This window comes from Flavobacterium sp. AC105, assembly GCF_979258495.1.
This window is the reverse complement of sequence record NZ_OZ409860.1, coordinates 3,862,467-3,876,717: the sequence shown is the minus strand read 5'-3', so window position 1 is coordinate 3,876,717 and position 14,251 is coordinate 3,862,467. Positions and strand designations below refer to the sequence as shown.

Here is a 14,251-nt window from a genome sequence, read left to right as displayed (position 1 = left end):
TTTATACTTTAGTGGTAGTTAAAACTAATTAATTAGTCTGAGTTTTATTTTACAGATAATTTGATTAAAATAATTAAGGACATATAAATATAAATTTAAATAAAAGGTAGAATATGACAATAGAACATATCATTCAGGCAATTTTGGATTGCGATGCTGGCTTAATAAATTTTAATAATGGGAATAATAGAGCTTTTTGTTATAACAATAAATGGTACCCTTTAAGAGCTGTAATAAATAGAGCATCGGCACTAGCTAATTTCTCTAATGATCTTACAACGGATGAAGCTTTAAAAGAGTTAGTTTATATTTTCGATTATGTCAAAGTAAGGGATGTTAAATATGAAAATAATAATTTACCGACCTTAACCAATTTAGAAAAATTAGAAGAAATCAATATTTTATCTAGTATAATTCAAAAACTATCAAAGTGAAATTTAGGAATCTCTTGTTTGTCTATTATAAAGCGGATATTTTGTGTTTTTATAATTTTGTATCCAAAACATTTGTTTCTAGTAAGTTAGTTTTTTATACGTGTAAATTTACTATATTCGGAAGTTATAGTAAATGGGGATTCTATATTTAATTAGTTTACCTAAAATAAATATTAATTATGCAAAAAAATATTATAGCGTTTGCTGATGAATTTGGAAATAATTCTTTTGAATTTGAAACTCAGGGAACTCATTTTATTATTGCGACAGTGATTTGTAAAAAAGAGAATTTAGATAAACTACAAACCGATATAGATGCAATAAGAAAAAAGCATGGTTTTCAAACAGGTGAAATGAAATCAAGTGGAGTTGGTCCAAATCATTTAAGAAGAATCCGAGTGTTGGAAGATATAGCAAAATTGGATATTACGATTTATGCTGTAATAGTTGATAAGACAAAACTTAATGGGAAAGGATTTTCTATTAAAAAGTCGTTTTATAAATACTTGAATAATTTGGTATATAAAGAACTTTTTAGAACATTTCCTAAACTTGATTTATATGTTGATGAGCATGGAGGAAATGACTTTATGCGAGAGTTTAAAAAATATATTGAAAAAAATCATGAAATGAATTTGTTTTCGGGTTCTGAATTTAACATTCAGAATAGTAAACAAAGCTATTTTATCCAGTTAGCAGATTTTGTTGCGGGAACGTTAGGATACATTTTCGATGAAAACAAAAAGTCAGCAAGTAGTAGAAAATTTCAAGAACTGCTAGCGCCAAAAATTGCTAGTTTAGATTTTTTTCCAAATGATTATTCGTTTAAGGAGCTACTTGATACAAATATTGATGAAGATTTTGATCCTAAAATTGCTTCAGTTTGTCATCAAAGAATAAAAACATTTTTAGAAACGGAGAAAGGAACAGATCAGCAAAAAATAGATCAAATAAATCTTTTGAAATTGCTATTACTTTTTCAACGTGCAAATGTTAAAAATAGATATATTTCTACAAGAGAAATTTTTAGTCACTTAAACCCAAGTAGACACGAAGTTTTAAAACAAGAATACTTTCGCAGTAAAATTATTGGAAATTTAAGAGATCAAGGAATATTAATTGCTTCTGGAAGAAACGGTTATAAAATTCCATCAAGTTCGAAAGATCTTGATAATTTTATAAATTTAGGAAAGAGAATTGTTTTGCCTATGCTTAATAGAATTACAGAAGCTAGAGAAGCTATTAAACTTGCAACATCTAATGAATTAGATATTTTGGATAAAGAAGCTTTTGCTGAATTAAAAAAAATAATTGATAAGTGATAAGAACTATGGAATAATATCTTGATAGTCTTGCTGTCGACATTACTACCTTCTGCTAGCGCGAGCGTCCCGCTCGTGAACCCAAAGTTGTTGTATCGTCCTGAAAAAAGTTTACATATTTTTATAAAAAATTAAGAAGGAAACAAATTATGGAAATAAAATTTTTAGAACAATTAAAAAATTACCCATCTGAGTATCCAAATGATGTAGATTATAAAGGTACTATTGTGGGTATCAACTTACAAGAGATTGAATCTTTAGAACAATTATATAATAATGGCAATATTTTTCCAAAGGCTTTACGCGAATTACTTTTTTTAGCAGGTAGCTATTGTTATGTCTTAGACTATGCGGGTGATGCTCAAGAAGAGTTACAAACAGATGTTAGAGAATGGTTGTCAAATTTTGATAGAATTATAACAAGACCTTTTTTTGCTATTGATGCTCACAATCCTGGCGAACAATTTTTATATGTTTACTTAGATGAAGGTGATGACCCTGCAGTGTACCAAGCCCACTTGCCAACCAGAAATGATATTTTACCTTTTACAATTTTAGAAAGTACTTTATCCTACTTTATTGAAGTTCATATAAATATGGTTAAAAAAGGGTATAATCCTTTCTAAATATTGCATTCCCAGCGAACGTTACCGGATATCTAAGCAAACGAATCGTAAAATTCCAATAATCTACAAAGAGAATCAAAAAAATTGGAACAGAATATAACAAAGTGTGCAAAGTCAGGAGACTTCGCACAACGATTGCGATAGTTTTTAGTGAATATAATTTCCAAAGTCTAAAATCAATGATTTATTGTCAGAATGGATAAAAAGAACTCTCACTAAACTTCCATCATTTGTATCAATCAAATATTCATAACTGGTTACGATCCATGAGTCGGTCAGATCAAAAATGGTTCTTTTTACTTTTTCTACTAATTGATTTAGATTGTCAATATGATAATTACTTTTGAATATATCAGGCGCTTGGTTGAATGTGGCTAAATGATCAATACACCATGAAAAGTTCTCATTTATTCTCTCTTTGATGTTAGCAATATCTTTTCTTGTTGGTTGAATTCTGTCTGCAAAAATAATCTCCATATCGCTACTGTTTGGATAGGAAGATATAAATCGATCCCGATCATTGAATTTTTTGTCAATGCTAATTCTTATGTCGATAATTGTCGGATTATATCCGTCTGACAATACATTCATGAAATCGGAAAACAAACGAATTGAATTTTCCAATAACTTTGTCTGTGTTAATTCATCTTCGTTAATTACCATATACTTATTCAAATTACTGTTAACTTGTATCTATGTATGACAAAATTATACAAAGCCACCAAATATATAGATAATTGTTACAGCTCATCAAAAGATTTTTAATTTGTTGAATACTTTTAGCTATATATTCTCGCTATGAGAATACTTAATTTAAAGAATTTTCCAATCACTCCAACTCCCTACTAAGCACTTCATTGATTTCAGTTATCAATTCAAATTCATCTGTCGGAAACATTTCTAATACCATTTCTAAAATTAGCCCGACATTAATAGGTGAATATTTTGTAGTTCCCGGTTTATGCGCTTCATAATCTAGTGCTACAATACATAATTTTAAAATTTCGGTAATTGTAGTTGCAAGTTCATAATAATTTAGCATATTTATTTTAGCCGTATAAGTTCCTTTTTTGTCAATAGATGGCGTCAAAGTGTTGCAGTATCTGGCAGTTAATATTTTAAGATTTTCTATAATTTTAATTTTATTTTCCATGGCGAGTATTTTTTTAATTGATAGTCAATTTCACTTTCAAAATTTACTATAGAAAGAAAAATCGTACTTTTGTTTGATTCGGCGAAGAAAGAAATAGATTGTATCGTACCAAACCGTTTTGGCTGGTATCCTACAGTCTAAATAAGTTTTTTACCAGTTGAAGTTTTTCACACTTAATTATTATCTTTGAATTATGAGCACACTAACAAAACCAAATCATATAGGACGAAAAATAAGCCGTATTCGTGAACTTCGAGATATGAAGCAGGAAGCTTTGGCACAGGCTTTAGGAACGAACCAACAAGCTGTTTCGGCTTTAGAAAATAGCGAAACCATAGATGATGCAAAATTGATTGAAGTTGCGAAAGCACTTGGTGTAACGGTTGATGCTATTAAGAATTTTTCGGAAGAAGCTGCGATTAATTATTTCAATAGTTTTAATGAAGCTGTAAATAATAGCCATTTTGGAAATAATAATAATTGTACTTTCAATCCATTAGATAAATTAATGGAAACAGTAGAAGAAAATAAAAAACTGTACGAACGTTTGCTTCAGGCTGAAAAAGACAAAATTGAATATTTAGAAAAATTACTGGCAGGAAAATAATATTCCCTGAAGAAGTTTATTCATAAAAAAAGCATCAGCCTCGGTTGGTGCTTTTCTATTTTTAAGCATTACTGTAGTGAATAGGGGTATTCGGTTTTGTTTGTAAGCGTTTCGGAGAAACAAAATATATTGTAGGGATGGATTTTAATCCATTCAGTACGATTATAATCGCAATTATATGTCATTTTTATGACAAATTTTTTGGAACACATACTATGTGAAACAAACTTGGTGCGAAAGAATTAAACAAAAAAAAGCATCAACCGCGGTTGATGCTTTTAATGTAGGTGTAAAAAACAATTAACGACGGAAACCAGGACTTTCGTTTACTGATTCGTCAAGTTTAGCTGCTTTAATTTTTTTAGCAGCAACTTTAATTTCATGCTTTTCAACTTTACCATTTTCTGCAACTTCTAATACATAAGTTCCAGAAGGAAAACCTTCTAAACTAATAGTTTTTGAAATCTCTAATTTGTCTGCAGCAGAATCTCCTTTGTAAACTAAATTATTGCTTTCATCATAAATAGAAAAAATTGATTTTTCAACGGTGTTTAAAGTAAAACTAACTACTTTTCCGTTTCCAGTAATTATATGCAAAATATAATCACCTTTTCCATCAACTGCGTAGGTAAAAATTGTTGTTAAGAATAAGGCAACAACTAGGCCCATTTTGGTAAATTTTGTCATGTTTTTTTAATTGTTTATTACTAATTTTGGAACACGTAAAACTACAAATAGAAATTTAATTTTATGCAAAAAAAGTAGTTTTTTCAATACCTAAATTGCTGAATTAAAGATGTTTCTGCGCTTTACCTGAACTATGTACGTAAATACTGGGCTCTCGGATGTTTCGCAATGAATATTTTTTAATAGTGTAGCAATCACTCTTTTATAATTATTAAGAATAGTTTTTCAAAAAAAATATTGAATTGTATTTTTGGAAAAATTGGGCATAAAAAAACAGCTCCATAACGACAAAGAGCTGTTCTCATAACAATCATTTTTAACGTTTTTTAAACACATCAAACCTCCATATTTAGGTTTGAGTGAGTGATAACTTTTTAGCGTGCTGCAACGCTTGAATTTTTAGCATAAAAACCTGCTTTGTAAACTGATGAAACTGCTTTTTTTGATAAAACAGTTGTTTCATCAGTTATTGTAATTTCATGCGTTACTTTTTTTACATTGTCTTCAACTTCTAAAAAGTAAGTTCCTTCCGGAAATTCTTCTAGGCTAAAAGTTCTCAAAATTCCTTCTTTACCTGAAGCACTTTCAGTATAAATCAGCGTACCATCTTTGTCGTAAATAGTCAAATTGGCTTTTTTTACCTGATTAAGGGCAAACGTAATCAGTTTTCCATTTGTTTTAATTACATGAAGATTAAAATCCTCATTCCCGTCGATTGCATAAGTACTTCCAGTGAAAAGTACAGCACATACTAAACTTAATTTTAAAATCTTTTTCATGGTATTTAATTTTTAGATTAATAGTTCTAATTCTCTGATGCTAAATTACTTATGATATAAATAAATTCTCACAACTCTATTTGCTGATTTCGATGCTGTATTCTCATTTACGAAACCGTTATAGGTTAAAATTTGAATTATATTTACCTTATTTGTTAATTAGATTATTATTTTTCAACGTTTCCTTTAAATTAAGAGAAAGTAAAGTTATCTGTGTTTCTTACAAAAAATGAGTTTAAAAAATTTAACCGCAAAAGGGCGCAAAAGATTTTTTACTTTGAATTGCGCATAGTAAACGCAAAGTTCGCAAAGCTTTATGTTGATCTGGCTTTGCGAACTTGCGTTTATATAATCTTGTAATGTAAAAAAGCTTTGTGCCTTTGCGCCTTCGTGGCAACCTTAAAAAAGTATAGAGCAAAAAAAACAGCTCAATAACCACAATGAGCTGTTTTTAAAACTATTCAGTTTTTTACTTTACTAACTATCTAACCTTACTTTATACTTTATGAGAAGTATAAACTTTTTTAGCGTACTGCTACGCTTGTATTTTTAGCAGAATCTGCTTTATAAACTGAAGAAACTGCTTTTGTTGATAATACAGTTGCATCATCAGTTATTGTAATTTCGTGTCTTACTTTTTTTGCATTGTCTTCAACTTCTAAGAAATAAGTTCCTTCCGGAAATTCTTCTAAGCTGAAAGTTCTTAAAATTCCATCTTTACCAGATGCGTTTTCAGAATAGATTAAAGTTCCATCTTTATCATAAATAGATAAGCTGGCTTTTTTTACCTGATTCATAGCAAACGTGATTAGTTTCCCATTATTTTTTAATACGTGAAGATTAAAATCTTCATTCCCGTCGATTGCATAAGTACTCATTCCTGTGAAAAGTACTCCACATACTAAACTTAATTTTAAGATCTTTTTCATGGTATTCGTTTTTAAATTAATAGTTCTAATTCTCTGATGCTAAATTACTTTAGGCGTATGTTTTTTAGCACAACTATGTTTTCCTATTTCGATGCTGTATTCTCATTTACGAAACCGTTATAGGTTAAAATTTGAATTATATTTATCGTATTTGTTAATTAGGTTATTATTTTTCAACGTTTTGTTTGGGTTAATAGAATGTAAAATAATCTATCTTTCTTACAAATACATTTTGAATTTTTGACGCAAAGGCGCAAGGTTTTTTATCCTGGATTGTGCTTAATAACGCAAAGTTCGCAAAGCTGTTTTTGATATAGCTTTGCGAACTTTGCGTTTATAGATTGGCATAAAAAACTTTGCGCCTTTGCGTTAGACAAAACAAAAACTTTGCGTCTTAGTGCTTCGTGGCAAATTCAAAAAAGTATAGCGCAAAAAAAAACAGCTCAATAACCACAAAGAGCTGTTTTTAAAACCTTTCAGTTTTTAAACTTTACTAACTATCTAACCTCACTTTTATACTGTATGCGAGTATAAACTTTTTTAGCGTACTGCTACGCTTGTATTTTTAGCAGAATCTGCTTTATAAACTGATGAAACTGCTTTTGTTGATAATACAGTTGCATCATCAGTTATTGTAATTTCATGTCTTACTTTTTTTGCATTGTCTTCAACTTCTAAGAAGTAAGTTCCTGCTGGAAATTCCTCTAAGCTAAAAGTTCTTAAAATACCATCTTTACCCGAAGCATTTTCAGAATAAAGTAAAGTACCATCTTTATCATATATACTTAAACTTGCTTTTTTAACCTGATTCATAGCAAACGTAATTACTCTTCCGTTTCCTTTTAATACATGAAGGTTAAAATCGTTTCCATTATCATTACCATCAATTGCATAAGTACTCATTCCTGTAAAAAGCACTGCACATACTAAACTTAATTTTAAGATCTTTTTCATGATTATCGTTTTTAAATTTTTAGTTCTAATTTTCTGATGCTAAATTACTTTGGATGTATGTTTTTTTACACAACTATATTTTCCTATTTCTATGCTATATTCTCATTTACGAAACCGTTATAGGTTAAAATTTGAATTATATGAGGTGTTTTTGTTAATTCAGTTACTATTTTTTAATCATTTCAAATTATTAACATTTTTTGAATTATCCAATATTCTTACAAAAAATAGTGTTTACTTAAAAATAGCAGGATTAAATACGATATATTTAAAAAATCAAGGATAAAAAAACGGGTCTTTTAAAAAATACCTGATTTAGAGTAAAATCCCGCTTTATTTTTTGATAGTTTTTATGCAAAATTCTCATTTACGAAAGCGTTATAGGTTAAAATTTAAAGTTTATGAGGCGTTTTTGTTAAATTTGCTATTATTATTTAAAGATTTTATCATGAAGCCAATTGCCCCAGCTCTTGAAGTGATATCCAACTCATATGGAAGTTCTTTTACCTACACGAAACACGCCGAAAAGACCAATAGTAAAGCTCATTTATGGCATTATCATCCGGAAATTGAACTGGTTTATATAAACGGTGGTGCAGGCAAAAGACAAATAGGAAGCCATGTTTCTTATTATACCAATGGTGATTTGATATTAATAGGTGCGAATTTGCCACATTGTGGTTTTACAAATGAGCAAACCGGAAACAAAAACGAAACCGTAATTCATATTAAACCTGAATTTTTAGGAAACGATTTTTTTGTTGCACCGGAAATGAGAAAGGTTCAGAATATTTTTAGTCAGGCTAAAGGCGGAATTGCTTTTGGTGGTGAAACTAAAAAACATATAGGGAAGAAAATCGAAATGATGGAAACCCAACTTCCGTTTGAACGTTTATTGACGCTTTTGAGTATTCTGGACGAATTAGATTCTTCTGAAGATTATACGGTTCTTAACGCCGATGGTTTTTCGTTAGAATTGCAAACTCAGGACAGCGATCGTATAAACGTGGTTTTTAATTATGTAAAAGATCATTTTCAGGAATCTATTGCAATAGATGAGGTTTCGAATTTGGTAAGCATGACAACGCCTTCATTTTGTCGTTATTTCAAAAAAATCTCTAATAAAACATTTACAGAATTTGTGAATGAATATCGTTTGGTTCACGCGTCAAAACTTTTGGCCGAAAAACCAATGAGTATAAATGAAGTATGTTACGAAAGCGGATTTAATAATTTTAGCCACTTTAGTAAATCCTTTAAACAATACACAGGAAAAAGTGCGTCTCAATACCGTCACGAACATAAAATTATTATTAGCTAATAAAATATATTTCTCTGCCTTGAGTCTGAATTCATAATCTTGTTATGTCCGGCTGAGCGGAGTCGAAGCCTGTACAAATTTCAAGTTTTAGAATTTGTATTTTAAAATTTGGAATTTTTCCCCCTTCATTTTGTTATAAAAATTATATTTACATACTTGTTAGTCTCGAATCATAACAAGAGTAGAAATAATTCTATTAACTAATTTTATAACTGAATGAATTTATTTAGAAAACCTCTTATATTCCTTCTTATCGGAATGACTTTTTTTAGCTGTAACAAAAAAGAAGTTGCATTTTCAGATCCATTAATTACCAACCGCGATACAACCGTAAGTCCTGGCGAAGATTTTTTTAATTATGCCAATAATGGCTGGTTCAAAAAAAATCCTATTCTGCCAAGCGATAGTAATAACGGAATAATTAGAACTATTGTTGATACTATTAATGGTCAAATTAAAAATATTTGCGAAACTTCGGCCAAAGATGAATCGGCTGCCAAAGGAAGTAACAAACAAAAAATAGGTGATTTTTATGCTTCCGGAATGGATACAATTGCCATTGAAAAAGCAGGGTTATCTCCTTTAAATACTGAAATTAAAAAAATCAACGAAATTAAGGATGTTCCGGAATTGGTAAATACAATTGCACATTTGCACACTGTGGGAGCATCGCCGGCTTTTTCTTTTTATGTTTCTCAGGACGATAAAATGAGTACAAAATATGCTCTGTTTTTTATTCAGGGCGGTTTAGGAATGAGACAAAGAGATTTTTATCTCGATGCGGATAAACGAAATGTCGAAATTCGTAAACAATATTTATCTCATCTTCAGGTGATGATGCAATTTATGGGAGACGAAAAATCGGTTGCTGTAAAAAATGCCGCAACGATTATGAAACTTGAAACAGAATTGGCAAAAGCATCCCGAAAAATAGAAGATCTTCGCGATCCGTTATCCAATTACCATAAACTTTCAGTTGATGAGTTTAGTGCCACAACACCAAATATCGACTGGAAAAAAGTATTGCCGGTTTTAGGTATTACAAAAGCAGATTCGGTTATTGTTGGTCAGCCTGAATTCTTCAAAGCGCTAAATTCGGCTCTTAAAAGTTATACAATCGAAGATTGGAAAACCTATCTTAAGTGGAATATTGTAAATTCTTATGCGCCATATTTAACGAAAGCCATCGAAAAACAAGATTTCAAATTTTATTCTACAGTAATGAACGGCGTTTCAAGTCAAAAACCACGTTGGAAAAGAGTAGTAGAAAAAACAGATGACTCTTTAGGAGAATTAGTTGGTCAGGTTTATGTTACCGATTATATGCCAAAAGGAGTGAAAGAGAAATTGTTGGAAATAGGAAACAATATCCGTGATGTATTTGCTTCGCATATTAAAAAGTTAGATTGGATGAGCGAACCAACCAAACAAAAAGCATTGTACAAGTTAAGCAAAATGGTAATGAAATTGGGGTATCCGGATAAATGGAAAGATATGAGCCAGCTTTCGATAGACAGAAAATCGTATTGCGGAAACGTCATGAAAGCAAATATCTGGGATTATAATTACATGATCAATAAGTTTGGCAAACCTGTAGACAGAAACGAGTGGGAGATGCACCCGCAAACCTATAATGCGTATTATAATGCAAGTAATAACGAAATTGTAATTCCGGCTTGTAATATTATAGCGCCTGGTTATGAAGGACGTATGCCTGACGATGCGGTATTATACGGAATAATTGGAGGCTCTTTCTTTGGACATGAAATCATACATGGTTTTGATGATCAGGGAAGTAAATACGACGAAAAAGGAAATCTAAACAATTGGTGGACAGCAGAAGATTTGAAGAAATTCAATGCAAAAACGCAATTAATAGTTGATCAGTATAATAAATTTTCTATTCAGGGGAAACATGTAAACGGATCTGCGACTCAAGGTGAAAATATAGCTGATTTAGGTGGCGTAATTATGGGTTATGAAGCGTTTCAGAAAACGAAACAATATAAAGACAAGGAAAAAATTAGCGGATTAACGCCAGAACAACGTTACTTTTTGGCTTACGCTTACTCCTGGATGATTAACAGAAGAGAGGAATCTAAAATTAATCTGATAATGACAGATGTACACGCGCCGGAACAATTCAGGGTCAACGGACCAATGAGTAATATTCCGGAATTTCAGAAGGCATTTAATGTCAAAAAAGGAGATAAAATGTATCAGCCGGATAGTTTACGTGTGGTAATCTGGTAAAAATAAATTCTTATTAAATTAGAAACCATTCGTTGCGGCGAATGGTTTTTTTGTTTTTTAGCCACAGATTGCACAGATTGAAATGATTTTTTTTGCCACGAATTACAAGAATTCACACGAATTAAATTATAGTAATTTGTGAGGCGATAATCTATAAAATCTTTTAATCTGTAGCCTTTAACGCAATAATTATTGGTAAATATAATTCGTGTGAATTCGTGAAATTCGTGGCGAATATTTTTTTAAATAAATAATTCTGTGTCAAAAAATATCACAAATAGATAATCTGAGCAGAAAAAAACTGGTGGGATTTTTCATATAGTCTATTGGGAAAAAAGGTATATTTACAATCCTTAATCGAAAATATAACTATGAAAAACTTTAAAATTTTAGTATTTGCTGTTCTTTTGTTCGCTACGTCAATGACTTACGCAGCAAAAGTAGATACTTTACAAGTTGCGAGTACCGCTATGGGCAAAACCTATAAGGCCGCAGTTGTATTGCCAAATTCATATGCAAAAAGCAAAACCGCTTATCCGGTGCTGTATTTGCTGCATGGAGCTTACGGACATTTTAGCGATTGGTTAAAAAACACGCCGAATAAAAAATTAGTTCAGGGATTATCTGATCAGTATAATATTATAATTGTAATGCCTGAAGGCGAAACTTTCAGTTTTTATCTGGATAGTCCTGTAAATAAAGAAAGTCAGTTTGAAACTTTTATCACGCAGGAAGTCGTTCAGAAAGTAGATAAAACTTACCGAACCATAAGCAACAGAAATGGTCGTGTAATAACGGGACTTTCTATGGGCGGACATGGCGCCTTGTATTTGTCGGCTAAACATCCTGATTTATTTTGTGCCGCCGGAAGCATGAGCGGTGCTGTAGATATGAGTACGATGCTTAATCGTGAATCTTCGGCACAAGTTGTAAAATTAATGCAGCCTGTTTTTGGAGATAAAAGCGACAGTTCAGAAATGTATGCACAATATGCGGTTATCAATATGCTGGACAAAATAAAAGCAAATAAATTGCCTTTGATTATCGATTGTGGAGTTGACGATTTTTTAATTGAACCAAACAGAGAATTACATCGAAGATTGGTTTATAATAAAGTAGAACACGATTACACCGAACGTCCGGGAGCGCACACTTGGGATTATTGGGAAAATTCATTGCCTTATCATGTGTTGTTTTTTAATAAAATTCTGCTTAAAAATCAGGTAGTTGCGAAAAAATAATATTTTTTTTTAACGAAAACGGTAAGAAATATTTTTTTTGGTTTAATTTTTGGGATATCTTTATATATAAGATAATCTAAAAACAAATAATACCACAAATACCATGAAAAAGATACTTACGCTTTTCGCGATCATAGGATTAACTGTGTTTTCTAGTTGTGAAGGACCAGAAGGTCCAATCGGACCTCAAGGGCCAGAAGGTCCAGTTGCTGAAGTTTTTGAACTTCGAAATATAAACTTTAGTTATAATGCAACTGACGGATATAATATCTATCAAAAACTGACACCATCAATTTTTGATTCTGATGTAGTTTTAATTTATAGATTGACAGGAACTCTTAACGCAACGACTCCAATTTGGCAACAAATTCCAAAAACTGTTTATACTTCAAAAGGCGATTTTGATTATGATTTTGATTTTACTAAACAAGATTTTACAATTTATGCAGGTGGAAATTATGATTTAGCTTTAACACCTGAATTTATAAACGGGCAAACTTTTAGAATTGTAATTGTACCTGGGGCATTTTCAAATAAATCAGTGAATAAACCTGATTACTCAGATTATAATGCAGTTATTAAAAAGTATAATATTGACGATAGTAACGTTAAGGAATTGAATTAATCATTATTAAGTTGAAATAAAAAAAGGAGATCATTTAGATCTCCTTTTTTTATGCTTTATATATTCCAAAAATATTATTCTCCATCAGAATCTGTAAGTTCTTTTTCTTCTCCAAATTTTAGTGAAACCAGGATTCCAACTAAAAGTGAAAGCGCTATAAATCCTAAAGAAGCCCATTCCGGAACGTGAATAAAATCGTGAAGAATCATTTTTAATCCCACGAAACTTAAAATAGCAATTAAGCTATATTCCAGATAACTGAATTTTGCCAGCATATTTGCCAAAAAGAAATACATAGAACGTAATCCTAAAATAGCAAAAATATTAGAACTGAATACTAAAAACGGATCTGATGTAATAGCCAGAATTGCCGGAACGCTGTCTACTGCAAAAAGAACATCCATAACCTCAATAACAATTAAAGCTACAAATAAAGGTGTTGCTGCTTTTTTGGCTGTTTTTGTGCTGATGAAAAATTTCTCACCATCCATTTCAGCGGTAATCGGGATAACTTTTCCTAACGTTTTATATACAAAAGAATCTTTTGGCTGAAAATCTTCATCTTCTCCTGAGAATAACATTTTTAGTGCGGTAAAAATTAAGAAACCACCAAATAAATAAGTCGTCCAGGTAAATTTATTGATTAACATAACACCAAAGAAAATCATTAGTCCGCGGAAAACCACGGCACCTAAAATTCCCCAGAATAAAACGCGGTGTTGGTATTTTTGAGGTATTTTGAAAGAAGCAAAAATAATAGCAATCACAAAAATATTGTCTATGCTTAAAGATAACTCGATCAAATAACCTGTAATGAATTTCATAGAAGCAGCTGCCGGTTTCAGACTATCCGGATTTGCAATATAATCTGTAGTATAAAGCCAATAGATTACTCCGGAAAACAAGAATGACATTGTTACCCAGATAAGGGTCCATTTACTTGCTTCTTTTGTAGAAATAATGTGAGGGTTTTTATTAAAAACTCCTAAATCTAAAGCAAGAATAAGTACGACGGCTAATAAAAAGAAAATCCAAACCATTATAAGATATTTTTTAAATGATTTACAAAGATAAGTTTTGAAGTTTAACTTAAAAATTAATTATTAGAAAATTACTTTCAATTTTCGTTAATATGTGGAGTTTTAAACCCGACAGGTTTTAGAAACCTGTTGGATTTTATTATGCGTATCGACCTTTGTCAGAGTTTTAAACTTTGACAAAGGCTTTTCCAAGGTTGTGGCCGAGTTTCTTGCGGAGATCCCTCGTTCCCAGAATGACAACCCAAAGTCAAAAAAAAAGTGCCATCAATTAAGATGGCAC

15 protein-coding genes are annotated in these 14,251 nt (G+C 31.0%); 8 read left to right on the top strand and 7 right to left on the bottom strand.

Going from position 1 to position 14,251, the window contains the following annotated elements:
* Positions 1–113 precede the first annotated feature (113 nt).
* The 3 genes from ACZ0AH_RS15950 (at position 114) to ACZ0AH_RS15940 (ending at position 2,382) form a co-directional block, all read left to right on the top strand.
* The gene (locus ACZ0AH_RS15950) at positions 114–434 is read left to right on the top strand and encodes a hypothetical protein (protein ID WP_463476785.1); all 321 of its coding nucleotides are present in this window, start codon (positions 114–116) and stop codon (positions 432–434) included.
* 179 nt (positions 435–613) lie between these two features.
* A complete protein-coding gene (locus ACZ0AH_RS15945; protein WP_463476784.1) occupies positions 614–1,756 on the top strand; it encodes a DUF3800 domain-containing protein in 1,143 nt (380 codons plus the stop codon).
* 149 nt (positions 1,757–1,905) lie between these two features.
* Complete coding sequence (locus ACZ0AH_RS15940) at positions 1,906–2,382, top strand: hypothetical protein (protein WP_463476783.1); 477 nt, start codon at positions 1,906–1,908, stop codon at positions 2,380–2,382.
* A gap of 147 nt (positions 2,383–2,529) precedes the next feature.
* Here the strand turns inward: ACZ0AH_RS15940 and ACZ0AH_RS15935 are convergent, their stop codons facing one another.
* Both ACZ0AH_RS15935 and ACZ0AH_RS15930 read right to left on the bottom strand, forming a co-directional pair.
* Complete coding sequence (locus ACZ0AH_RS15935) at positions 2,530–3,045, bottom strand: hypothetical protein (protein ID WP_463476782.1); 516 nt, start codon at positions 3,043–3,045, stop codon at positions 2,530–2,532.
* 166 nt (positions 3,046–3,211) lie between these two features.
* Positions 3,212–3,535, bottom strand: coding sequence for a hypothetical protein (locus tag ACZ0AH_RS15930; protein WP_463476781.1), 324 nt, complete (start codon positions 3,533–3,535; stop codon positions 3,212–3,214).
* A 193-nt stretch (positions 3,536–3,728) separates the two neighbouring features.
* Here ACZ0AH_RS15930 and ACZ0AH_RS15925 point away from each other — a divergent pair, with 193 nt between their 5' ends.
* On the top strand, positions 3,729–4,142 hold the full coding sequence (locus tag ACZ0AH_RS15925) for a helix-turn-helix domain-containing protein (RefSeq protein WP_463476780.1): 414 nt from the start codon (positions 3,729–3,731) through the stop codon (positions 4,140–4,142).
* Between the two features lie 300 nt (positions 4,143–4,442).
* Here the strand turns inward: ACZ0AH_RS15925 and ACZ0AH_RS15920 are convergent, their stop codons facing one another.
* The 4 genes from ACZ0AH_RS15920 to ACZ0AH_RS15905 form a co-directional block, all read right to left on the bottom strand.
* Entirely contained in the window at positions 4,443–4,829 is a 387-nt protein-coding gene (locus ACZ0AH_RS15920; RefSeq protein WP_463476779.1) for a secretion protein, read from the bottom strand.
* A gap of 374 nt (positions 4,830–5,203) precedes the next feature.
* Complete coding sequence (locus ACZ0AH_RS15915; RefSeq protein WP_463476778.1) at positions 5,204–5,608, bottom strand: T9SS type A sorting domain-containing protein; 405 nt, start codon at positions 5,606–5,608, stop codon at positions 5,204–5,206.
* A gap of 524 nt (positions 5,609–6,132) precedes the next feature.
* Positions 6,133–6,537, bottom strand: coding sequence for a T9SS type A sorting domain-containing protein (locus ACZ0AH_RS15910; protein ID WP_463476777.1), 405 nt, complete (start codon positions 6,535–6,537; stop codon positions 6,133–6,135).
* Between the two features lie 540 nt (positions 6,538–7,077).
* Complete coding sequence (locus tag ACZ0AH_RS15905; RefSeq protein ID WP_463476776.1) at positions 7,078–7,491, bottom strand: T9SS type A sorting domain-containing protein; 414 nt, start codon at positions 7,489–7,491, stop codon at positions 7,078–7,080.
* A gap of 448 nt (positions 7,492–7,939) precedes the next feature.
* On the opposite strand from ACZ0AH_RS15905, the gene ACZ0AH_RS15900 reads away from it, so the two are divergent.
* The 4 genes from ACZ0AH_RS15900 to ACZ0AH_RS15885 all read left to right on the top strand — a co-directional run bounded on the left by ACZ0AH_RS15900 (position 7,940) and on the right by ACZ0AH_RS15885 (position 12,931).
* Positions 7,940–8,812, top strand: coding sequence for an AraC family transcriptional regulator (locus ACZ0AH_RS15900; protein ID WP_463476775.1), 873 nt, complete (start codon positions 7,940–7,942; stop codon positions 8,810–8,812).
* Between the two features lie 216 nt (positions 8,813–9,028).
* Positions 9,029–11,065, top strand: a complete 2,037-nt coding sequence (locus ACZ0AH_RS15895) for a M13 family metallopeptidase (protein WP_463476774.1) — start codon at positions 9,029–9,031, stop codon at positions 11,063–11,065.
* Positions 11,066–11,436: 371 nt separating this feature from the next.
* A complete protein-coding gene (locus ACZ0AH_RS15890; protein WP_463476773.1) occupies positions 11,437–12,306 on the top strand; it encodes an alpha/beta hydrolase in 870 nt (289 codons plus the stop codon).
* A gap of 103 nt (positions 12,307–12,409) precedes the next feature.
* Positions 12,410–12,931: a hypothetical protein gene (locus ACZ0AH_RS15885; protein ID WP_463476772.1), complete on the top strand. Its 522-nt coding sequence runs from the start codon at positions 12,410–12,412 to the stop codon at positions 12,929–12,931.
* A gap of 74 nt (positions 12,932–13,005) precedes the next feature.
* On the opposite strand, the gene ACZ0AH_RS15880 is transcribed toward ACZ0AH_RS15885, so the two are convergent.
* Positions 13,006–13,974: a TerC family protein gene (locus tag ACZ0AH_RS15880; protein WP_463478114.1), complete on the bottom strand. Its 969-nt coding sequence runs from the start codon at positions 13,972–13,974 to the stop codon at positions 13,006–13,008.
* Between the last annotated feature and the right edge of the window lie 277 nt (positions 13,975–14,251).